Source organism: Paenirhizobium daejeonense (genome assembly GCF_014280875.1).
GTDB classification, from domain to species: Bacteria; Pseudomonadota; Alphaproteobacteria; order Rhizobiales; family Rhizobiaceae; genus Allorhizobium; species Allorhizobium daejeonense.
In genome coordinates this window covers 34,493-56,707 of the sequence record NZ_JACLAL010000012.1, presented here as the reverse complement: position 1 = coordinate 56,707, position 22,215 = coordinate 34,493, and the positions used below count along the sequence as shown (strand labels likewise).

General features: G+C 60.2%; 23 protein-coding genes and 1 pseudogene. 7 read left to right on the top strand and 17 right to left on the bottom strand.

Translation table 11 applies throughout. From position 1 onward, the window contains the following. Positions 1-78 precede the first annotated feature (78 nt). The 3 genes and pseudogenes from H4I99_RS22395 to H4I99_RS22385 all read right to left on the bottom strand — a co-directional run bounded on the left by H4I99_RS22395 (position 79) and on the right by H4I99_RS22385 (position 2,788). A complete protein-coding gene (locus tag H4I99_RS22395) occupies positions 79-684 on the bottom strand; it encodes a DUF1419 domain-containing protein (protein WP_163897235.1) in 606 nt (201 codons plus the stop codon). Positions 685-757: 73 nt separating this feature from the next. Further along, entirely contained in the window at positions 758-1,786 is a 1,029-nt protein-coding gene (locus H4I99_RS22390) for a DUF3991 and toprim domain-containing protein (protein WP_163897237.1), read from the bottom strand. 490 nt (positions 1,787-2,276) lie between these two features. Further along, positions 2,277-2,788, bottom strand: a pseudogene (locus H4I99_RS22385) (DUF6428 family protein). A 42-nt stretch (positions 2,789-2,830) separates the two neighbouring features. Here H4I99_RS22385 and H4I99_RS22380 point away from each other — a divergent pair. Both H4I99_RS22380 and arsK read left to right on the top strand, forming a co-directional pair. After that, complete coding sequence (locus H4I99_RS22380; RefSeq protein WP_163897239.1) at positions 2,831-3,190, top strand: ArsR/SmtB family transcription factor; 360 nt, start codon at positions 2,831-2,833, stop codon at positions 3,188-3,190. Next, a complete protein-coding gene (arsK, locus tag H4I99_RS22375; protein ID WP_163897241.1) occupies positions 3,174-4,385 on the top strand; it encodes an arsenite efflux MFS transporter ArsK in 1,212 nt (403 codons plus the stop codon). Before H4I99_RS22380 ends, arsK begins: the two co-directional genes overlap by 17 nt. 4 nt (positions 4,386-4,389) lie before the next feature. On the opposite strand, the gene arsH is transcribed toward arsK, so the two are convergent. From arsH to iolD, 14 genes are all read right to left on the bottom strand, one after another. Further along, positions 4,390-5,118 carry an arsenical resistance protein ArsH gene (arsH, locus tag H4I99_RS22370; RefSeq protein WP_163897493.1) on the bottom strand — a complete coding sequence of 243 codons (729 nt, stop codon included), beginning with the start codon at positions 5,116-5,118 and terminating at the stop codon, positions 4,390-4,392. Further along, positions 5,093-5,518: an arsenate reductase (glutaredoxin) gene (arsC, locus tag H4I99_RS22365; RefSeq protein ID WP_163897243.1), complete on the bottom strand. Its 426-nt coding sequence runs from the start codon at positions 5,516-5,518 to the stop codon at positions 5,093-5,095. Before arsC ends, arsH begins: the two co-directional genes overlap by 26 nt. Before the next feature lie 2 nt (positions 5,519-5,520). Continuing rightward, positions 5,521-6,579, bottom strand: coding sequence for an ACR3 family arsenite efflux transporter (arsB, locus tag H4I99_RS22360; protein WP_163897245.1), 1,059 nt, complete (start codon positions 6,577-6,579; stop codon positions 5,521-5,523). Position 6,580: 1 nt separating this feature from the next. Beyond that, positions 6,581-7,108: an arsenate reductase ArsC gene (locus H4I99_RS22355; RefSeq protein ID WP_163897247.1), complete on the bottom strand. Its 528-nt coding sequence runs from the start codon at positions 7,106-7,108 to the stop codon at positions 6,581-6,583. 15 nt (positions 7,109-7,123) lie between these two features. Beyond that, a complete protein-coding gene (gene arsN2, locus H4I99_RS22350; protein ID WP_163897249.1) occupies positions 7,124-7,561 on the bottom strand; it encodes an arsenic resistance N-acetyltransferase ArsN2 in 438 nt (145 codons plus the stop codon). Further along, entirely contained in the window at positions 7,555-7,908 is a 354-nt protein-coding gene (locus H4I99_RS22345) for an ArsR/SmtB family transcription factor (protein WP_163897250.1), read from the bottom strand. Before H4I99_RS22345 ends, arsN2 begins: the two co-directional genes overlap by 7 nt. A gap of 121 nt (positions 7,909-8,029) precedes the next feature. Beyond that, positions 8,030-8,197, bottom strand: coding sequence for a hypothetical protein (locus H4I99_RS22340; RefSeq protein WP_164490831.1), 168 nt, complete (start codon positions 8,195-8,197; stop codon positions 8,030-8,032). A gap of 278 nt (positions 8,198-8,475) precedes the next feature. After that, positions 8,476-8,748, bottom strand: coding sequence for a hypothetical protein (locus H4I99_RS22335; protein WP_163897252.1), 273 nt, complete (start codon positions 8,746-8,748; stop codon positions 8,476-8,478). Between the two features lie 608 nt (positions 8,749-9,356). After that, a complete protein-coding gene (locus H4I99_RS22330; protein WP_206110912.1) occupies positions 9,357-10,580 on the bottom strand; it encodes an alpha/beta hydrolase family protein in 1,224 nt (407 codons plus the stop codon). Positions 10,581-10,881: 301 nt separating this feature from the next. Next, positions 10,882-12,015 carry a Gfo/Idh/MocA family protein gene (locus tag H4I99_RS22325; protein WP_163897495.1) on the bottom strand — a complete coding sequence of 378 codons (1,134 nt, stop codon included), beginning with the start codon at positions 12,013-12,015 and terminating at the stop codon, positions 10,882-10,884. A gap of 23 nt (positions 12,016-12,038) precedes the next feature. Beyond that, on the bottom strand, positions 12,039-13,100 hold the full coding sequence (locus tag H4I99_RS22320; protein WP_163897256.1) for a sugar phosphate isomerase/epimerase family protein: 1,062 nt from the start codon (positions 13,098-13,100) through the stop codon (positions 12,039-12,041). Position 13,101: 1 nt separating this feature from the next. After that, positions 13,102-13,914 (bottom strand): SDR family oxidoreductase, encoded by an 813-nt coding sequence (locus H4I99_RS22315; RefSeq protein ID WP_163897258.1) that lies wholly within the window; start codon positions 13,912-13,914, stop codon positions 13,102-13,104. After that, positions 13,911-14,804, bottom strand: a complete 894-nt coding sequence (iolE, locus tag H4I99_RS22310; protein WP_163897496.1) for a myo-inosose-2 dehydratase — start codon at positions 14,802-14,804, stop codon at positions 13,911-13,913. Before iolE ends, H4I99_RS22315 begins: the two co-directional genes overlap by 4 nt. A 1-nt stretch (position 14,805) precedes the next feature. Beyond that, the gene (gene iolD, locus H4I99_RS22305) at positions 14,806-16,677 is read right to left on the bottom strand and encodes a 3D-(3,5/4)-trihydroxycyclohexane-1,2-dione acylhydrolase (decyclizing) (RefSeq protein WP_163897260.1); all 1,872 of its coding nucleotides are present in this window, start codon (positions 16,675-16,677) and stop codon (positions 14,806-14,808) included. Between the two features lie 105 nt (positions 16,678-16,782). On the opposite strand from iolD, the gene iolG reads away from it, so the two are divergent. The 5 genes from iolG to H4I99_RS22280 are packed head-to-tail and all read left to right on the top strand — an operon-like array spanning position 16,783 to position 22,133. Continuing rightward, positions 16,783-17,790: an inositol 2-dehydrogenase gene (iolG, locus tag H4I99_RS22300; protein WP_163897262.1), complete on the top strand. Its 1,008-nt coding sequence runs from the start codon at positions 16,783-16,785 to the stop codon at positions 17,788-17,790. 3 nt (positions 17,791-17,793) lie between these two features. Continuing rightward, a complete protein-coding gene (locus tag H4I99_RS22295) occupies positions 17,794-19,224 on the top strand; it encodes an NAD-dependent succinate-semialdehyde dehydrogenase (RefSeq protein ID WP_163897264.1) in 1,431 nt (476 codons plus the stop codon). A gap of 11 nt (positions 19,225-19,235) precedes the next feature. Continuing rightward, positions 19,236-20,048, top strand: a complete 813-nt coding sequence (locus tag H4I99_RS22290; RefSeq protein ID WP_163897266.1) for an HpcH/HpaI aldolase family protein — start codon at positions 19,236-19,238, stop codon at positions 20,046-20,048. Further along, a complete protein-coding gene (locus H4I99_RS22285; protein WP_163897268.1) occupies positions 20,048-21,016 on the top strand; it encodes a hydroxyacid dehydrogenase in 969 nt (322 codons plus the stop codon). The genes H4I99_RS22290 and H4I99_RS22285 overlap by 1 nt, the downstream gene beginning before the upstream one ends. Next, positions 21,009-22,133 (top strand): Gfo/Idh/MocA family protein, encoded by a 1,125-nt coding sequence (locus H4I99_RS22280; protein ID WP_163897270.1) that lies wholly within the window; start codon positions 21,009-21,011, stop codon positions 22,131-22,133. The genes H4I99_RS22285 and H4I99_RS22280 overlap by 8 nt, the downstream gene beginning before the upstream one ends. Positions 22,134-22,215: the final 82 nt, after the last annotated feature.

Here is a 22,215-nt window from a genome sequence, read left to right as displayed (position 1 = left end):
CCTTGGATGCAGGCGTGCGCCATCGCCCGGTCGAGAACTCGACCGGCTGTCACGCCGATTTGCGGGGATAGGTCTGGCTCAGGCCGCCAAGGTGGAGGGGAGGTGGCGCAGATACACCGGCAGCTTGGCGGCGATCTCGTCGTCGGTCAGTGTGTCGAGAAGCTTGAGGAAGGTGCCTTCCTTGCCGCCATAGAGCATGATGGTGCGATGACCCTGCATCGGCTTTGGCCAGCGGGGCCCGGCATAGCCTCGATAGTCGTCCGCGGTCGTGCTCCAGATATGTTCGAGGCGCTCTTCCCGGCTCATGGCCCGGACCGGTTGGCTCTCGCGCGTGACGATAGCCGTGCGCATCACCTCCACGGAATTCGGATCGGAGAGGTCGCAATAGGCGTGAAAGTGGCGGGCAGCACCGTCGATCCGGATGACGTAGAAGACTGAGGTCACGGACCCGGTCATGAACTCGCGCATCGCGAAGATCGGCCCACGCATCCAGAGGGGTGGCAGGATGTCGAGCATATAGCTGTAGGAGGTCTCGTCGATCTCGAACCATTCGCTGGCATAGGTGCCGGACTGATCACCGTCGAAACGGTCTGGGCGCTTCGCGTGCCGGTCGAATAAGCGGAACATGTCGCTGCGCTTGGCCACGCCCTGAAACACTTTGCGGGGAAGGGATATCGAAATCATCGGCTTGATCCTTTCGGGGTTTGGGGACCGGCGGCAGCGATTTCGTTTCGACCTCACTATCCTCTTCAGTCCTTCATGACCCTTCCCGCGTTGCTGCGTCCGTGTCCGGCCGGGTCAAGGGCCGGCGCATGCCGGGCGAAGCCTCCCTTGATGCGGTCGGCGCGCATGCGGCAGGCCTCATGCTCTTTTCCTTCGTCCTTTCCCGTTTCTCGTTTTGCTTTGCTTTCAGGACCTCGTTCCAGTCGTCCGCGGGCGGACGTAGCCTCTGCCAGTCGCAGCCGCACGCTTCGGCGAGCGCACGCAATCGTTCTGCGTAGACGTCCCCTTGGGAATTGGCATCCGTCGCGGCCACCAGTGTCAGTCCCGGCCGCACAGCGAGTTCGCAGAGCGCGGCATCTGTCGCAGAAGACCACCCCCCGCCGGTGCTGAGGTAGACCGTCCCCTCGCGCGAACCCTCGAGCGCTGCGAGGCTCATCGCGTCGATCGCGGCCTCGGTCACGCAGAGCCGAGAGGCATCGCTCGGTCCTAACCGGAACAGCACCTTCGAACCCCCCGTGGAAAATCCGCGCCAATCGGGACCGCGCTCTTCCCAGCCGACCACACGGCCGTGGTTATCGACATGCGCCGCCCACATGCTGCCGTAAGGTCCTTCTCGCAGTAGGCCCTCCCGGCCAGCCTGCCGGAGGATGGCAGACGGGATTGAGCGCTCCCAACACAGATAGCGCCAGGTGTCGGATCCGGGCGACGGCGTGCGCCGGTTTCGCCAACGCTCTGCAATGTCTCCCGCCGGCCCTGGCGAGCGTGGAGACGTCCATTCCGGGCGGGACAGGGGAAATCCGACCAGGGTTGCAACAGCCTTCGCCGCGATCGGGAAAGCAACACTATCCAGAAACATGGCAAGGCCGAAGACATCGCCTTTCTCGTCACTGAGAGGATCGAACCAGCCTCGTCCGTCATGGATGACGATGACGATATCGTCGCGCCGCCTGTATTTGACGGCGCGCCGCGTGCTTTCCTTCACATCGATTTCGTATCCAGCCCGCTCCAGCACCGCTTCGCAACTTACCTTGGCGCGCAGCACCTCTAACTCTTCTCGTTTCATGTTTACTTCAGCCGCGGAGCAGCTGCCCCTTCTTGCTTCCCGCATTTTGCGGGCCACCTTCCACCCCGCCGCGAAGAGCGAAGGGGCAGGGGCGCTGCACGCAACTGACAAAAATTGCAGCGGTGTGCCGCGGCGAAGCTTCCCTTGCCCCCGACAGGTCGCCAGCGGCACAGCCATGCGGGTCTCAATGAGACCCGCGGGGGAAATATTCATGCTTATGCGGAGGTGAGCATAAGCATGAATATGAGCCGTGGTGACTTATGGTCACCTCAGGCTCGATCGCCCTGCTTTGCAGGGCATCTCCGACTTTCAGCTGCACATAATCGGCTCGTTGCCCGTCAATCCTCAGCGTCGGGCACAGGAGCGAAGGCAGCCGATCACCGCGGCAGGTGTTCGATACCGGCCGCCCGACAAGCTGATGGCATTCCTTCAGGCGCTGTAAGCCAGTCGCTCCCGGCGTGACGTCCGGGAGCGCACCAGATTGGACGCCTCAAGCACAGCAGTTCGACGATGTGCTCGCTGATCCGCAGCAGGACGATTTGGCCCGCTCCTCCGCGAGCCACCGATCTCGCGGCTTGCAGCTTGCTGGGCGAGCGGCAAGGGAGACCTCGAAGGTGCCGGCGACGAGCCGCGGTGCAGACGCGCAGTAGAGGGCCATCGGCCGCTCTCCGTCACTGACCTCGGACGTCAGCTTTGCCGTCGGCTCGAGCCGAACATGGTCGGAAACCTTGCGGATGATCGCTGTAAACCTTCCGGCCAGCATGTCCGACCATCTTCATCGATATCCCAGAGCTGGACGAAGATCTCCGACCAGGCTTCCGGGTTGGCTCCGCGGTCGAGCGCCGAAAACATCCCGGCCTTGACCTCGGTGACGTGATAGCCAGACCGGACGGGACTGCCATCATAACTGAACACCAGCGGGGGCATCGGGCGCACCGAGAGCACATCGAGGAGGTGGCCGAGACAGATGTCGGCCGAAACGGTCTTGTCGATCACATTCATATGCGTTATCTGTTTATCCAACATTTCAAGGATTATTGAAGTATGGACGAACGTCAAGCCCTTTCCTCATTCGCGGCGCTCTCTCAGGAGACGCGCCTTGCCATCGTTCGGGCGTTGGTCGTCGCCGGACCCGAAGGAATGGCCGCAGGAATGATCGCCGAGCGCATGGGCGTCTCTGCCACGAACGTGTCCTTCCATCTGAAGGAGCTGGAGCGGTCGGGGTTGATCTCCCAGCGAAGAGAATCCCGCTCGATCATTTACAGCGCCAGCTACGACGCGCTTGCCGATCTCGTCAAATTCCTGATGGAGGACTGCTGCGCCGGTCATCCGATTATCAGAGAGAATGTCGAGCGTGCTGACGACTGTTGCAGCCCGGTGGGCAAGGATGACGTCGTTGCATAGTGCGAAAATCGCCGCCGGGCTCGTCTCGGCTCTCGGCCTGACTCAGATCATCGGTTACGGCACCCTCTATTACAGCTTCAGTATTCTGGCCCCCGGCATGGCGGCGGATCTCGGCTTGTCGCTGGCCGAAGTGTTTGGGGTGTTCTCTGTTTCCCTGTTCATCGGTGGCCTGTCGGCGACCTATATCGGCAAGCAGATGGACCGGATCGGCGCCGCGACGATCATGACGATCGGCTCAGCCCTCGCGGCGTTGACGCTTGCGCTCTGCGCCTGGTCGCCGTCGGTCGTGATCTTTGCCATCGCCATCATCCTGCTCGAGGTGTCGTCCGGTATGGTCCAGTATCAGGCAGCATTCGCGGCGCTGGTCGAGAGCGATCCCCGCACGGCTTCCCGCAGCATCACCTACCTGACGCTGATCGGCGGCTTTGCCTCGACGATCTTCTGGCCGATCTCGGCGACGCTCACCGGATATCTCTCCTGGCGGGAGATCTATCTCGTTTTTGCGGCGCTAAACCTGTTCCTCTGCATGCCGCTGCACTTCTGGATCCGAAGCCTCGGCAAGAAGGCAGGCGAAGCATCCATCCGGCCGCGCGAGACGGTCATCGGCGCGATCCCGCCGCACGCCCGCCGCCGCGCCATGGTCATTGTCTCATTTGCCTTCGCGCTCCTCGGCTTCACACTCGCCGCGATCCTTGCCCATATGGTCCCGATGCTCGGCTCGATCGGGCTGGGCGCTGCAGCCGTTGTGATCGGCTCGTTGTTCGGCCCTGCGCAGGTGCTGAGCCGTCTGATTAATATGGTTTTTGGGAAGAACCTGTTGCCGCCTGGGCTTGCGGTCCTGTCGGCCGTGCTCATCGTCTTCGGCGTGCTGATCCTGCTGATGACAGGCAACTGGTTGCCGGGTGCGGTCGCCTTCGCCATTTGCCTCGGGCTCGGTTCCGGTATCAACAGCATCGCACAGGGAAGCCTGCCGCTCTATATCTTCGGCTCGGACGGATATGGTGCGATCACCGGCAAGATGGCGGCCGCCCGCCTGGCGGTTGGGGCCGGCGCGCCCTTCGTGTTCGCGGCGGCCATGGAGAATATCGGGCTGAGCTTTGCCCTCGTCGCAAACGCATGTCTCGGGGCGATCAGCATTGCGGCATTCGTCGCGGTGGCAGCGTCCTGCCGGCAGCCTGCCACCGCGACGGTCTGATCCGTCAGATCGACTTGAGCGAGACGCGTTTCTCCAGTTCGGCCGCTTCTTCTTTCCGCTCGCTATAGCGATCGGTCAGATAGGATGAGGCATCGCGCGTGAGAATGGTGAACTTCACCAGTTCCTCGCAGACATCGACGACGCGGTCATAGTAGGAAGACGGCTTCATCCGACCGTCGGCGTCGAATTCTTGGAACGCCTTCGCGACGCTGCTCTGATTGGGAATGGTGATCATCCGCATCCAGCGGCCGAGGATGCGTAACTGGTTCACGGCGTTGAAGGACTGACTGCCGCCGGAGACCTCCATCACCGCCAGCGTCTTGCCCTGCGTCGGGCGGACGGAGCCGAGCGACAGCGGGATCCAGTCGATCTGCGCCTTCATAATGCCTGTCATCGCGCCGTGGCGCTCCGGGCTGATCCAGACCTGGCCTTCCGACCATTGGGAGAGGTCGCGGAGTTCCTGCACCTTGGGATGGCTGACGGGTGCCTCGTCCGGAAGCGGCAGCCCGGCCGGATCGAATATCCGCACCTCGCATCCGAGGCGTTCGAGCAGCCGACGGACTTCGAAGGCAAGGAGACGGCTATAAGACACTTCCCGAAGCGATCCATAGAGCACCAGGATTCTGGGCTTGTGCGTCGAGAATGCCGGCCGCAAGGATTCCGGCGCAATCGGCTGAAGATGGTCGTCATGCAGTGCGGGAAATGTGTCAGACAATGCGCTTTCCTTGCTGATCGAGGACCTGTTCACCGTCTTCCTTGGTAAAGGGTCCTTTGAAGGCGTTAGCTGGCAGGATGTCGAGCACGACCTCCGAGGGGCGGGCCAGTCTGGTGCCCAGCGGCGTAACGACGAGTGGCCGGTTGATCAGCATCGGGGTGGCGATCATCGCGTCCAGCAACTGGTCATCGGTGAGGTCCGGATTGTCGAGGCCAAGTTCCGCATAGGGCGTGCCCTTCTCTCGGATCACTTCCCGAACCGTCAGGCCGGCATCTACGATCATCTTGGAGAGCTGCTCGCGCGCTGGCGGATTCTGCAGGTATTCGATGACTGTGGGTTCGATCCCGGCGGCGCGGATCAGCGCCAGCGTGTTGCGGGACGTCCCACAGGCCGGATTGTGATAGATGGTGGCGTCCATGGTCAGGGCCTTTCGGTGACGGTGTTACGGGAGACGGCCGGTGATGCTTCATACCAACCCTTCGAGCGGTTCACGATCCAGACGACCGACAGCATCACGGGCACCTCGATCAGGACACCGACAACGGTGGCGAGTGCCGCACCCGATTGAAACCCGAACAGGCTGATGGCGGCGGCGACCGCAAGTTCAAAGAAATTGCTGGCACCGATGAGGGCGGACGGCCCGGCGACGCAGTGGCGCTCGCCTGCCAAGCGGTTCAGAAGGTAGGCCAGCCCGGAGTTCAGATAGACCTGGATCAGGATCGGTACGGCCAGCAATGCGATGATCGCCGGCTGGGCGATGATCTGCTCTCCCTGGAAGGCGAAGAGAAGCACAAGGGTGGCAAGGAGCGCGACGAGCGACATGGGCTGCAGCTTCGCAAGCAAGCGGTCGAGCGCACCCGTCTTGCCGTCGGGCGTCAGGCGGCTTCTCAGCATCTGCGCGATGATGACGGGCACGACAATGTAGAGAGCGACGGATAGGGCGAGTGTTCCCCATGGCACGGTGATGGCCGAGAGGCCGAGCAGCAGGCCGACGATCGGCGCGAACGCGACGACCATGATGGCGTCGTTCAAAGCCACTTGCGAGAGCGTGAACAGCGGCTCTCCCCGTGTCAGGTTCGACCACACGAAGACCATGGCCGTGCAGGGTGCCGCGGCAAGAATGATCAGGCCAGCGATGTACGAGTCGATCTGGTCTGCCGGCAGATAGGGTCGAAACAGCCAGCCGACGAACAGCCATCCCAGCAGAGCCATCGAGAACGGTTTGATCGCCCAGTTGATGATCAGCGTGACGCCGATCCCGCGCCAGTAGGAGCCGACCTGCGCCAACGACCGGAAATCGATCTTCAGCAGCATCGGGATGATCATCAGCCAAATCAGGATCGCGACGGGGATGTTGACCTTGGCGATCTCGGCGCCGCCGATGATCTGGAAGACGCCGGGCATCAAGTGGCCGAGGGCAACGCCGACGGCAATACAGAGAAAGACCCAGACGGTCAGGTATCGCTCGAATGTCGACATCTCACTCGGCCTTCGCGGATTTGACAGATGCGCCTTCGAGCGAACCGATCTGGCGAACGTGCTGTTCGAGTGCCAAGCGGTCGATCGAGGCGATGGGCAGGTTGATGAAGGCTGTGATCCGGTTCTTCAGAAACCGTGCAGCTTGGGCGAAAGCGCGCTGGATCTCGACTTCAGTGCCGACGACGGCCGCCGGGTCCTCGACACCCCAATGGGCGGTCATCGGATGGCCAATCCAGACCGGGCAGGCTTCGCCGGCCGCGCTGTCGCAAACCGTGAAGATGAAATCCATCTCCGGTGCGCCCGGCGCGGCGAACACATCCCAGCTCTTCGATGAGAAACCCGTCGATGGATAGCCGAGCGCATCCAGTTCCTTCAGCGCGTGCGGGTTGACTTCGCCCTTCGGCTGGCTACCGGCGGAATAGGCCTTGAACCGGCCGCCGCCCTCTTTGTTGAGGATGGACTCGGCGAGAATAGAGCGAGCGGAATTGCCCGTGCAGAGGAACAGCACGTTATAGGTCTTGTCAGTCATGGTCGTGGTCCGTGGTTAGGTCGGAGGCCTGTTGAGCTTCATGATGGTCGCCGACGAGGGGCAAATGGAGGACAGTTGGCGGGTCGCAAGCACCGCGGCCGGCACTTCGGTCCGCAGAACCTCTGAAAACCCGATGCTCGAGAAAAACGGCGCTGCACTCGTCGTCGCGAGGAAGACATCGCCACCTATGCCTCGAAGCGTTGCCTCGACGATTGCCCGGCCGAACCCATGACCCCGATGTTCCGGGAGCACGACAACAGACCGCAGCAGGTAATCGCCGGCGCATCGTTCGAGGCCGGCATATCCGATCGTTTGGCCGTCGTCGAAGACGGCTTCGAGGAAGGCGCGGCCTTCATCTTCAATGTCATCGGTCGGGAGATCCGCCGCACGGAGCGCTTCGCGGAGACGAGCGTCGCTACCGGCCAGTTCGTGTAATGCGATCGCGCTCAACATGGGTTCACCCCCGGCGCGCAGCATGGCGTCAGTTCTGCGATCAGGGGAGCGCAAAGCTCTGTCGATCCGCCGCAGCAGTCCTTCAGCAGGAATAGTGTCAGGTCGCGCAGGCCGTCTAGGTCGGCCCGGTAGATGATCGATCGGCTCTGGCGCTCGCTCTTCACCAACCCTGCACGGGACAGCGTCGCAAGATGCGCCGACATCGTGTTTTGCGGGACATCGAGGAGCCGGGCGAGTTCGCCTGCCGGAATTCCATCCGGTTCGTGCCGCACGAGCAGACGGAACGTCTCAAGGCGGGTGTTCTGGGCCAAGGCCGCAAGGGCCGCTATTGCATTGTTGTTTTCCACATATCCAGAATAATAGATATATGGGATAAGTCAACCGCCTCCAAGCCGGGGCGGATTATGTGCAGCTGAAAGTCCAGGATCCCCTGCAAAGCAGGGTGATCGAGCCTGAGGTGACCATAAGTCACCACGGTTCATATTCATGCACGATCTCAAGATCGTCTTCGTCATCGAGTTCGTCGGACGGAAGGACGTCGAATTCGTCGCCGGATTTGAACAGGGTGATCGGGACCATGAGGATGCGCGAAAGAGAAAATGCGTGGGCTTGTGCGAGTGCAAGATCCTGTGCCATTTGAGAAACCTCCGTCCGGAGCGGGCCGATCCCGCTCGATGGCTCCTCGAAAGGACTAGGACAGGTCGCGGTCACCGCGCAGGCGAAGACAAGCGGCGGCAGCTTGCGAGCCGACCCCGATAGTGGGTTGATCGACGGAGATCCGGACATGGTCCAGGACGCCATCCATAAAGAGCGGGATGGGTTTGCTTCGGCGGGAATTGAGGTATCCGGCACAGATCAGTTACGGATGACAGCTCAGCATTTGTTGCCGAGCATCTTTCTGACCAGCCCACCAGTCAGCGACGGCCGGCTTCCTCCTGATCAGACACGGCCTTGAGAACAGCGAAGTCGATCTCAGCGCGTGGCTCTATCCGGGCTATCTCGCTGGCGACTTTCGACCAGTACCAGAACTCGTAGAGGTCACCAGTGGACCGGCTATGGAACGCACGGCGCTGTGCTTCGTAGTAGGAGCCGGCTGGATCCGAAATCGCGAGAAGTCTCGCGTCAGTCTGCCATCGCCGCCGTCTTGCCCGGCGACGTGCGAGCCATCGTGTGAGGAAGCGGATCATCAATCTTTCAAGACCGGTGGCGATAGAGGCGAGTTACCACAAAATCCGAATGACAGAGAGGCCAAATTACATGAAAAATTTCAAAAGCTTATAAAAATCAGATAAGCATAATTATGGAACTTTACCCTTCCGTCTTCAATTGCGTGGTCTACAGATGTCGAGCGGCCTTGAGGTCACTTTCTGCATCCAACCTCAGGAAATAGCCACGCGCCTTTTCTGTATCAGTAGCGATACGCACCCTTCCAACCAGATCCGGCCGAGCTGGAGTAGCCTCCGGCTGTCGTCTGGATCTGCGGCCCTTCGCGCCTAAATCCATGCCTGCCCTAATCCATCTCAAGGCCCTTGCCGCCCTCGAGGTGGAGCCGCGCAAGCTGTAGCGCCGCATCTGTCGAGCCGGCTTCGGCGAGTCAAGCGCACTTCCCAGATCCTCCATGTTGGTTGCCATCTTCGCCTCACTTAGAACCTATATGGTGGGATCTCGCCCATAGGGCGCAGTCAGCGGCACGATGGCCAGCACCAGCTTGAACAGCGCTCTTGCGACGACAGCGCGCTTCAATCTCGTGCTCATGGATTTCTTCCCTCCGCCGAACGTACTGATGATCGAAGTGTTATGACCCTTCCCGCAACAGCCATTCACGGATCGGTTCGATCGAATAGGCTATGCGCCAGGTATTGCGGTGCCCGCTGGCGCCAGCCGTGCTTTCGCCTTCAGGTATGACCGTTCCCGCGGCAAATGTGACATAGTTGATCCGGGCACCCTCCGCGTTGAGGTCATCAAAGGCAAACCGGAACTGGTCATCCGTCCACCGGCCGTCCCAGACCGCACGGGCAACTTTTGCTCCGTCTGCTTCCAGTGCCTGGGTAATGGCGTTCTGGCCCGGAAAGGCCTTTCCGTCGTCCTGGCTAACCAAGATGAAGAGCCGGTTCTTCACCATTGGCGCCACCAGAGCCGGATCCCACTGGCAGGCCACGAGGAATGACGCGGCGAAGAAGTCCGGATATTTGATGTTCATGGCGATGGACATCATGCCACCGCCCGACTGACCCGTCGTATAGATCCGGCCCTTGTCGATATTGTATTTCTCGGTCAAAGACGTGATCAGATTGATCGTCGTGTCGAGCATGCTCGACGTATTGGAATCATCATCGGCGATGATTTCAGCATATTGCGGCGCCAGCACAAAGCAGGGGCGCACTGCCTGATCCGCAGGCCTAGCCCACGAAATCGCGCCTAGGCCCTGAAGCAGAGTCGTGCGTGTTTCAGAACTCGTCGCTCCGGCATCATGCATGAAGTTTACGAGCGGATAGGCCTTCTCCGGATCATAGTCGTGCGGCACGAACAGATTGTAGCCAAGCTTCTCTCCCGTCTGCGGATCGGCATATTCGAGCTGCTGGAAGTCGTCGACGATCAGATTTTGAACGGCTGTAGTGCCGATTTCGGCTGCAGCCATTTCTGTACCATCTACCGTTGCAATGGCGGGCAATAAGACAGAGCCTTCGGGCTTAACCCAGGCTGTATCGGCCGCGGATGCCTGGCCCGCCGTGCCCGGCCCGCCTCTTCCTGTCGGCTTCTGGCCCTGGTGGGGCGCTTCCACAGCAAGGGACGCGTCATCGTCTTCTGGCGATAGTGAGACGATGACATACTTTCCTAGCTCAGTCCGATGAGCAGGATTGGGTGAAGTCGCCACATAGACATCTACAACGGTACGGCCAGCAACCTTGAACGTATCGACTGACAAGGCATCCGACCGAATCGCTTCAGGGTAGGCGATGGCGACTGCGACGAAGCGAAGCCCATTCCCGAACACTTGCGTGATAGCGGTTGCGGCCACCGGCGACCTACCCTGAGCAAATGACGGAGCGACCACCGTGGCTAGGCCACCCGTCGCGGCTAAGCCAAGGACAAACATACGGCGTGACAGCACTATATCGTTCCTTTCGAGCGCGCCCGACGCGCTGATCTACCTTGGAGATCGGCGCAGCGCGGCACTCGAACAAGATGAGGCGCTCCGACGTGTTCAAGGTTAGTCTCTTGAAATGGCTCAAGCATTATTAATCAAGCAGATACAAACGAGGCGGGCGCATCACAACGATACATCCGCCCCTCGACTGCTGACGACGACAATGTCGTCATCAAACCGCGATTGGTGTGACCCAGCCCGCGTTTCCGCCTTCGGCGCTATCAACGACGGCTTCAACGAATGCGACCCCCTTCAGCCCGTCATAGGTAAGCGGAATGTTGCGCCCAATGGACGTGGGTTCGCGCTCATCGAGACGGGCACGGATCGCTTCCGCGAAGCCGCAGTACAAATTGGCGAAGGCTTCAAGATAGCCTTCTGGATGGCCCGGCGGCGTGCGAGAACGGACCTTGGCGTCTTCTGACAAATCGTCCGCACCACGCTTGATCGTCTGCACTCGGCCATCGAGAGGCGTATAGATCAATTCGTTCGGCTGTTCCTGAAACCACTGAAATGAGCCGGTCGAACCGAAAACCCGCAGCCTGACGCCGTTGGAGTTTCCGAGCGCTACCTGCGATGACCACAGAAGGCCCCGCGCACCCCCTTCATAGCGCATCATGACATGTGCGTTATCATCCAGGGCGCGCCCCGGGACAAACGTCGCAAGATCGGCGGTGAGCGTTTCGAGCGTAAGCCCAGTCACGAATCCGGCGAGGTGGTAGGCGTGAGTACCGATGTCGCCGATCGATCCACCACGTCCATTCTTCTTCGGATCGGTGCGCCAGGCCGCCTGAATGTTACCTTTCTGCTCGATCGCGGTTGCCATCCACTCAAGCGGGTATTCAACTTGAACCGTCCGGACGTCGCCAATCTCGCCTCGGGCAATGCGAACACGCGCCTCATGAACCATGGGATAGCCGGAATAGGTGTAGGTCACACCGACAAAACGGCCGGATTGCCGCGATAATGCCTCGAGAGCAATTGCATCCTCGATCGTCGCCGTCAGGGGCTTCTCGCAAATGACATCGAACCCGGCTTCAATCAGGGCCTTGGCGATTGGATAATGGGTGAAGTTCGGCGTGCAGATCGCCACCGCGTCGACACGGTCTTCGCGTCCACGTTCACCAGCAATCAAATCCTGGTACGTCCCATAGCTTCTCGCGGGATCGAGCCCCTCGTTGAGGGCGAACTCCCGACCACGGTCCGGGTCGACATCGAACGCGCCAGCGACCAAGGTCCAGTGACCGTCGAGGCGAGACGCCAGGCGGTGGATATTGCCGATATAGGCTCCCTGCCCACCACCGACCATACCAAGTCGAAGAGGTCTCCTGCTCATTTTTCCTCCAGTCCGAGCATGGCCCGGTTGGCGCTGCGATTTGCGCCCGATTTTACGAAATCATCAAAAGCCCGGTCCGAGACGCGAATGATGTGATCGGCAATAAAGCGCGCGCCTTCAGCCGCGCCGTCCTCGGGATTCTTGACGAAGCACTCCCATTCGAGCACCGCCCAGCCCTCAAAGCCGTAGGTCGTCAGCTTGGTGAAAATCGCACCGAAATCGATCTGGCCATCGCCAGGGCTTCTGAAGCGCCCTGCTCGTTTGGACCATGGCTGGTAACCGCCATAGGCACCCGATTTTCCGTCTGGGCGGAACTCGGCGTCCTTGACGTGGAAGGTCTTGATTCGCTCGTGGTAGTGATCGATGAAGGCCAGATAGTCCATGCCCTGAAGAACCAGGTGCGAGGGGTCATACATGAGATTGGCGCGGGGGTGCTCATCGACCTTGTCGAGGAACATCTCCCAGCTGTGACCATCATGCAGGTCCTCGCTTGGGTGAATTTCGTAGCAGACGTCGACGCCTTGCTCGTCGAAATCGTTCAGGATCGGTTTCCAGCGGCGAGCCAGTTCATCGAATCCCTCCTCGACAAGGCCTTCCGGCCACTGCGGGTACGGGTAGAGATAGGGCCACAGCAGCGCCCCCGGGAACGTCACGTGACGATCGATACCGAAACGCTTCGAGGCACGTGCGGCAAAACGCAATTGTTCTTCCGCCCAGGCGCGCCGCGCGCCGGGATTTCCGCGAACATGTTCGGGGGCAAAGCTGTCCATAATCTTGTCATGGGCCGGATGCACGGCCACGAGCTGGCCCGTGATGTGCGACGCCAGTTCGGTGATCTCCAGACCGTGCTCACCGAGCATGCCTTTCAGATCATCACAGTAGGTCTGGCTTTCGGCAGCCTGCTTCATGTCGATCAGGCGAGTATCCCAAGTGGGAATCTGGACGCCTTTGAAGCCCTTGTCCGCTGCCCAGCGGCCAAGAGATGGCAACGAATTATAGGGGGCATCGTCGGCGGCAAACTGTGCCAGGAATACGCCTGGTCCCTTGATTGTCCGCATCTCAGGCCTCCAGCTTCTTTGCCGGCACGGGAGCGTCGTCGTAACCGCCATAAACCGATTGGTCGAACGGTATGACCGCCCCGGTCATCATGCCACTCTCGTCGGATGCCATCCACAGCACCGCGCGGGCAACTTCCTTGGGATCGAGAATACGACCGAACGGTTTTGCCGCGGCTGCCCGGTCGATGAAGTCGGGATCGCCCGTCTCCGAGAGAATAAGTTTTCGCTCGTGATCCGAGTTCATCCAGCCGATGTCCAGCTGGTTGACATGAATACGGTGACGCATCAGCGAAAAACCGGCATGGCGGGTGACCGTCGATAGTGCGCCTTTGGAAGCCGCATAGGGGGCCAGAAATGGTTGACCGGCCAAGCCGGACATGGACCCGATGTTAACGATCCGCCCCTCGATGCCCTCACGGATCATCACCTTGGCTGCGTCCTGAATGAGGAAAAACGGTGCACGCGTGTTAACCGCGAACATCCGATCAAAAAGGTCGGGCGTGGTATTCAGCATATTGCCGCGATCAGTAAAGCCGGCAGCGTTGACTACAATATCGACCCGGCCAAAGCGTTTGTCGGCTGCCGGAATAATCGCCTGGACGTCTTCGATGACGCCGAGGTCCGCCACGACCAATTCCACGGGCACACCTGTTTTCTCGGTGATGCGGGTGGCGACGGCCTGGCCCTTCTCTATACCACGTCCGACGATGACGATACCTGCCGCACCAGCGGTCGCGAAAAGCTCCGCGATAGCCGCGCCAAGTCCCTGAGTGCCGCCGGTAACGACCGCAATTTTTCCTTCAATCCTGCTCATTTCATGACCTCATAACCTGCAGCGTCCATGACGCGAAGAAGCTCTTTGTGACCCTTTCGAGCCATATCAAGTGGAGGGTTTTTGATGGGGTCTTGCTCGGCTTCGACGACGAACCATCCCTCGTACCCCTTGGAAGCCAGTGCCTTGACGATTTGCTCGAAGTCGAGGCTGCCGTCGCCGGGAACGGTGAAAGCACCCTTGATGACAGCATCGAGAAAACTCTCGGTTTTCCGGTCGAGCGCATCGACCACATCACGACGAATATCCTTGGTGTGGACGTGGGTGATGCGTGCATGGTGGTTCTCGATGACGCGCAACACATCACCGCCCGCAAAGGCCATGTGTCCGGCGTCGAAGAGGAGCGGTACGGACGAGTGCTTCATCAATAGGTCGAGTTCACTTTCCGTCTCGACCGCTGCTGCCATATGGTGGTGATAGGAGATCGGCATTCCCTGCCCGGCGCACCAGTCCGCAAACTCCGAAAGCTTTCGCCCGTATGCAGCCATCTCCCCTTCGTTAAGCTTGGGCTTGGTGGAAAGAGGAGCAGAGCGGTTACCCTGGATGGAGCGCGCTGTTTCACCGTAGACGATGCAAGGCGCGCCAGCTGCGATGAAAAACTCCATCTGTTGGGCGACACGGTCTTTCTCGGCTTCGATATCGCCATCCAGCAAAAGGCCGGAGAACCAGCCGCCGCAGACGGAAATTCCGTAGCGCGCAAGGATCGGTCCGAGCTCGCCCATATCCATTGGAAAACGCCGGCCGGTTTCCATGCCGGTGAAACCTGCCTCTGACGCCTGCCTTAGGCATTCTTCGAGACTGACGTCGTCAGACAGTTCGGCGAGATCGTCGTTCCACCACGCGATGGGTGCAATGCCAAGTCTTGCTTTCATGTCAAACTCCAAGCCGCTGCGCTTCGCGGATTTTTTCCTGAGCGGCGCGAGCAGCACGTACGCTTTCGAACGTCGAGACTTCGGGGACGCCGACATCCCAGTCCGCGTCGCCGGGAACCCACTTCCACGCGTCGGAAACAATCGAAATCAGCGTTACGCCGTCATTCCCTTGGGCCCAGATCATTGCATCCTCGAGATCAGCAAGGCTTTCAACCTTGCGTGCCCTGGCTCCCATGGCTTCGGCGTGCTTGACGAAGTCGACATGCAGGGGATTGGCGCGATCCTGAACGCGGCAGTCGGCAAGTAGATTGTTGAAGCCCGGAACCCCTTTTGCCTGCTGAAGGCGGTTGATGACGGCGTAGCCACCATTGTCGCAAACCACGACGATCATCCGGTGGCCGGTGAGTGCGGCCGAATAGATATCGGAGTTCATCATCATGTAGGTGCCGTCGCCGAGCATGACGATCGGAGTGCCGCCGGCACTGCCTGGGCCGTCCTGGGCCATGGAAACGCCCCAGCCAGCCGCGATTTCATAGCCCATGCACGAGAAGCCGAATTCGCAGTCGAATGTGTTCGGGTTCTTGACGCGCCAGCCCTTAGTGACCTCTCCCGGTGTACCGCCAGCCGCCGCGATCAAAGTATCTTCAGGGCGGGCAACCTTGTTGAGAATGCCAACCACCTGAGCGTAAGACGGGACCGGGGCATTCGTCGGAGCCTGGTGCTCGTCCAGCAACTGATTCCACTCTGCGAACAACGATTTCGCCTGCTGCATGAGGGCTGGATCGGCTTTGTAGTCCCCGAGCGCTTCGTCAAGTTCGACGATCGATTCCAGCGCATCGCCGACAACAGCGAGCGCACGATGCTTGATTGCGTCGAAGCGGGCGGCATTGATCGAGATGAATTGGGCGTCGCGTGAAAAGGCGGTCCATGAACCGGTCGTGAAGTCCTGCAGTCGTGTCCCGATGGCTAAGATGACGTCGGCTTCTTTTGCCAGTGCATTGGCAGAGGTTGAGCCGACGATCCCGATCGGACCGGCATGGACTGGATGGTGATGGGTGAAGGCACCCTTGCCAGCGATCGTTTCGACGACGGGGATGCCACGCTTTTCCGCAAACGCTGCAAGTTTGTCTTCAGCGCCCGAATAGCGGACGCCGCCGCCCGAGATGATCAAGGGGCGCTTTGCTTGGGCAAGCAGCTCGACCGCCTGAGCGACCGCGTCTCGATCAGGACGCGGACGTGGAATCTTCCAGACCTTGGGTTCGAAAAACACCTCGGGGTAGTCGTAGGCGAGTTCCTGCGTATCCTGGGCAAGGCCGATAAATGCCGGACCACAGTCGGCAGGATCAAGCATCGTCGCGATCGCCTGGGGCAGCGACTGCAGCAGTTGCTCCGGCAGGACGATACGATCCCAGTAACGGACAACGGACTTGAAGGCATCGTTTGCCGTGAGGGTCGGATCACCGAAGTGCTCGACTTGCTGGAGGACCGGGTCGGGCAGACGACTGGCGAAGGTGTCTCCTGCAATGAGTAGTACGGGAAGCCGGTTCGCCATGGCAACGCCCGCAGCGGTGACCATGTTCAACGCACCGGGACCGATCGACGTCGCTGCCACCATGAGCTGCCGACGACGCTTGGCCTTGGCAAAGCCGATTGCGGCCAGTGCCATGGATTGCTCGTTCTGACCGCGCCATGTCGGCAGCTGGTCCTGAACCGTTTCCAGTGCCTCGGAGAGGCAGGTTACGTTGCCATGCCCAAAGATGGCGAAGACCCCGGCGAACAGCGGCACGCGCTCGCCTTCGATCTCGGTAAACTGGTTGCATAGGTAGCGTACAAGGGCCTGAGCCATGGTCAGGCGTAAGGTCTTCGCGGTCATCTCGCCTCCTCCTGCGGATGTGAATTTCTGTTTGTTCTGGAATGCATATTGACAATTGGAATAGTTTGCAATGATTATTGCGAAAATATCTCGGGAGGAATTCAGATGCTGAAAATAGCCGTTCTAGGCGTGGGTCGTATTGGCAAGATGCATGCGGAAAACATCGCTGCGCACCCTCGTGCCTCCCTTGCCGGGGTCTTTGATGTGCACGGGCCATCGGCGAAGGAAGTATCCCAGAAACTGGGCGTAAAACAATACGAATCGGCTGAAGCCGTGTTCGCGTCGGGTGACGTTGATGCCGTCTTGATTGCAACTTCTACGCCGACACACGCCGACCTTCTCGAACAGGCGATAGCGGCTGGAAAGCCGGTTCTATGCGAAAAACCAATCGACCTTTCGCTAGAGCGCGTGAATGCTTGTGCCGCAAGAATTGCAGGGACCAGCATCCCGATCATGCTGGGTTTCGTTCGCCGCTTCGACACCGGACATCGCGCAGTGCGGAACGCAATCGCATCCGGTGCCATCGGCGATCTGCATCAGGTGATCATCACATCACGTGACCCCGGAATGGCACCGGCCTCATACATAGAAGTGTCCGGAGGGATTTTCCGGGACATGACAATCCATGATTTCGACATGGCGCGCTTCATCCTCGGTGAAGACGTGACAGAGGTCAGCGCGACGGGATCAAGGCTTGTCGATCCTGAACTTATGGCGAAATGCGCGGACTACGACACTGTAACGGTCGTCTTGAAAACAGCCTCTGGCAAGCAGTGCATCATCAACAACTCGCGGCGCGCGGTTTACGGATACGACCAACGGGTAGAGGCGCTGGGTAGCGGCGGAATGGCAATCTCCGAGAACCGGCCGCTTAACGGAATGCGTCTCTACAGCGAACAATTCACCGATCAGGCCGCGCCGTTGATGAACTTCTTCATCGAACGTTATGCCGACGCTTTCGCCGCAGAAATCAGCGCATTTGTCGATGCCGTCGAGAAGGGCGCACCGCCGGAAGTTGGTTTCGAGGACGGCCGCCAGGCCTTGATCCTTGCCGAGGCCGCCATGCTTTCGATTTCCGAAGGCCGCTCCGTCAACACGAACGAAATCGGTTAAGCCATGTACGCGAAATTTGGATTGTTCATCAACGGTAGCTGGGTCCCCGGCTCCGCGTCGGCAGACGTCATTTCTCCGGTCACGGAAAAGGCAATCGGAACCGTTCCTCTCGCAACGGCTTCAGAAACGCGCCAGGCAATTGACGCCGCCGCAAACGCCCTGCCGAAATTGCGAGCCATGGGCGGCTTTGGCCGGGCCGAGGCGCTGCATAAGGCCGCCGATGAAATGCTCCGGCGGTCGGATGAAGCCGCCCGGATGATCTCGACGGAAACCGGCAAGCCGATTGCGCAGGCCGGCCGCGAATGGGTACTTGCCTGCGATCAGTTTCGCTGGTTTGCCGAGGAGGCTCGCCGCATCTACGGGCGCATCGTCGACAGCCGAGTGCCCGGTGGGCGCTTCGAGGTCAGCCGCGAAGCTGTCGGTATTGTTGGGGCATTCACGGCGTGGAACTTTCCCGCAGCCTTGCCCGCGCGCAAACTTGCGCCGGCTCTCGCGGCCGGTTGCTCCGTCGTGCTTCGGCCGTCTTCGCAGACGCCCGGTGTCGCGATGGTCATGGTCGATTGCCTCCGCGCAGCCGGGCTTCCTGATGGGGCGGTCAACCTGGTTGTCGGTTCGACAGACAATACCTACGGTCCGATCATGGCCGATAGCCGCGTCCGCAAGGTTTCGCTGACGGGATCGACCCGCGTCGGCCAGCAGATGATCCGCGACGCCGCGGCCACGGTCAAAAAGGTCTCGATGGAACTCGGCGGCAATGCACCGTTGATCATCTACGATGACGCCGACCTGCAGAACGCCCTGGACCTCACCGTGCCAACGAAATTCGCCAATTGCGGACAGGTCTGCGTCACCCCGGATCGCATCTTCGTCCACGACAGCCTGCACGACGCCTTTGTCGAAGGTTTCGTCGAGCGTGCCGCCAAGATCAAACTCGGCGACGGCCTCGACGCAGATACCGGCATGGGGCCGCTGATCAATGCGCGCCGCCTGCAAGAAATTGAAGAGATCGTTGCAGCCGCCACACAAGCAGGTGCGACCCTTGCTTATGGCGGAAAGCGGCCGGCGCAGTTGAACCACGGCTTCTTCTTCGAGCCGACGGTGCTCACCAATGTCACCGACAACATGAAGGTTTTTGCCGAAGAGAACTTCGGACCGATCGCGGCAATCACCCGGTTCGGCAGCGAGGACGAAGCACTTGCGAGAGCGAACGCTTCCGACATGGGATTGTCGGCCTACGCCTTCACCCGTTCGCCCGACAGGGCGCGCCGGACCGTGGCCGCCTTGAAGTCGGGCATGGTCGGCATCAACAGCTTTGCCCTGGCGGCGGCTGAAGCGCCATTTGGCGGCACCAATCACTCTGGCATGGGACGCGAGGGCGGCATCGAAGGCATCGATGACTACCTCGACACCAAGCTCGCTCAGCTCGTGTTCTAAGGATTAGGGTCATGAAAAAGAACAAGCTGAGACAAATCTGGGCGGAGGGGCGTCCCGTGCTGCACGGTTGGCTGTCGATCGCCAGTCCGTTCACGGCCGAGATCATGGCCGCTCAGGACTATGACGCCATCTCCATCGACATCCAGCACGGCGCGGTCGACTACAAGGACGTGCTCGGCATGTTCCAAGCGATGCGTGCGTCGGACAAAGTGCTGATGGCGCGCGTGCCATGGCTCGATCCCTCTTGGATTTCCAAGGTTCTAGACGCTGGGGCATACGGGATCATCTGCCCGATGATTAATACGCGCGCGCAAGCGGAGCAGTTCGTTCGTTACATGCGCTACCCGCCATTGGGCGAGCGGAGCTTCGGGCCAACACGCGCCGTCTACGCGGCAGGTGCGAATTATCCGGCGGAAGCCAATGACGAAATCCTCGCTTTTGCGATGATCGAAACCGCCGAGGCCATGGGAAATCTGGAGGAGATCGCTTCCACGCCAGGTCTTGACGGCATCTATGTCGGTCCCGCAGACCTCAGCTTCTCGCTGTCCAAGGGACAGCTGATGCCGGCTTTCGACCGGGAAGAGCCGGAGGTCATCGAGGCGATCAAACGCATCAAGGATGCCTGTCACCGCAACGGTATCCAGGCGGCGATCCATTGCGGAACGGCCGAGTACGCGGCGCGCGCAGTCGAGTGGGGTTTCAACATGACCACTGTGTCGGGCGACAGTCGGCTCATCGCGGCAGCCGCTGCTGAGTCCGTCGCCACTTTCCGCAAGCTTACCACAAAGGTTACGGCGTCCACCGACCGACCGGGAGGCTACTGATGCCAAATCTTTTGGTTGCCGGGAAAATGCACCCTTCCGGCGAAGCCATACTGCGCGAACTGCCCGCGCACGGCTATACGGTTAATTACATCGAGGAGGTATCAGAGGCCTCATACGCACCGTTCATCGACGTTGCCGACGCGATAGTCATTCGCACCCAGCCTCTGTCGGCTGCAACCATCTCCAAAGCTGAGCGCTTGAAGGTCGTCTCTCGCCACGGCGTCGGCTACGATTCAGTCGACCTGGCAGAACTGAACCGCAGAAGGATCGCGCTCACCATCGTCGGGGACGTCAACTCCGTCTCGGTTGCCGAACACGCCATCATGCAGCTCCTTGCCGGGGCAAAACGTGCGATCCTCGCAGACAGGTCTGTAAGAGAACCAGGACAATGGGGCTGGAGGAACAAGCTTGAGCAGCAGGAAGTCTCGGGCAAGAACCTGCTCATTCTCGGCTACGGTCGGATTGGAAGGCATCTTGCCCGAATGGCATCCGGATTCGGAATGCAAATCCGCGCTTATGATCCGTATCTGCAACAGAGTGGTTGGCCAGATGGTGCCGTAGAGGCAACTTCACTGGAGGAAGGGCTTCCCTGGGCGGACTACATTTCCGTTCACATACCCAAAGGTGCGACACCCGCGATCGGTGAGGCTGAGATTGCCGCGATGAAGCGTGGTGTCGTGTTGGCGAACACCGCACGCGGTGGCGTGGTTTGCGAGCGGGCCTTGAACGACGCTTTGGTCAGCGGGCACATCGGCGCTGTGGGGCTGGATGTTTTCGATGACGAACCCCCGGCAAGTGACTCCCCGCTTCTTGCGCACCCCAACGCCATACTGTCCCCGCACATCGCCGGGCTTACCGCTGAGTGTGGTGAGCGCATGGCCATCGCTGCGATCCAGAATGCAGTGAATTTTCTGGCGGGCACCATAGACCGCACCCTTATCGTCAATCCGGATCACGCATATGCCTAGCAAACCTGTACTTCGCATCGGACTGATCGGCACTGGTTTCATGGGCAAGGCTCATGTCTTCGGCTTCGCCTCAGCACCGAAGGTGTTCGACCTTCCATTTGATATCGAGCTGCACACCGTTGCAGATGTCACCGAGGAGGCAGCAGCACGAGCTGCGGCCGACTTCGGATTTGCATACTCGACATCCGACTGGCGATCGATGATCACCCATTCCGATATCGACGTCATCGACATCACCGCACCTAATGCCTTGCACAAGGAGATGGCCCTGGCGGCCATCGCCGCCGGCAAACATGTCTATTGCGAAAAGCCTTTGGCACCACTCTCGTCGGATGCCCGAGAGATGGCGCAGGCAGCCGCCGCGCGGGGCGTGAAAACCCAGGTCGGTTTCAACTATCTCTGCAATCCCATGCTCCGTTTAGCGAAGCAGATGATAGCCGACGGTGAACTTGGTCAAATCCGCGGATACCGAGGGCTGCACGCGGAAGACTACATGGTCGATGCCTCCGGGACATTCACCTTCCGCCATGATCCCGCTGGCGGTGGGGCTCTCGCCGACATTGGATCACATGCACTGGCCACGGCCGAATTCCTACTCGGTCCGATCACCGAGGTAATGGGCGACTGCATCACCATGATCGGCGAGCGCCCTGACGGTAAAGACGGAACCAGGAAGGTGGACGTCGACGATGTCGGGCGCGCATTTGTCCGTTTCGCCAATGGAGCCCAGGGATCGGTCGAAGGAAACTGGATCGCAACCGGGCGAAAGATGCAGCATGACTTCGAGGTCTATGGCACCGAAGGCGCACTCCATTTCAGTCAGGAGCGCTTCAACGAGCTACACTTCTATTCAAACCGCGACCCGGCAGGACGTCGCGGCTTCCGCAAGATAGAAGCTGCTCCTGATCACGAGCCCTATGGTCGATTCTGCGTCGCTCCTGGCCATCAACTCGGGTTCAACGATCTAAAAGCCATCGAGGTCGCCGGCTACATCCACGCAATCGCCGGCACGATCGAAGAACCGTTCGGCTTCGCCGCCGGTCTTCGCATTCAGACACTGGTCGAGACGATCCAGCGCTCCTCATCGACGCGTCAATGGATCAGCGTGCCTGCCTGACCAGCATAGTCGCCGGATAGCCTCGGCGCTAAGAGGGGGCAAAAGCCCCTACTCCCCGGACGTCCGGCCCTCCCCCGGACGT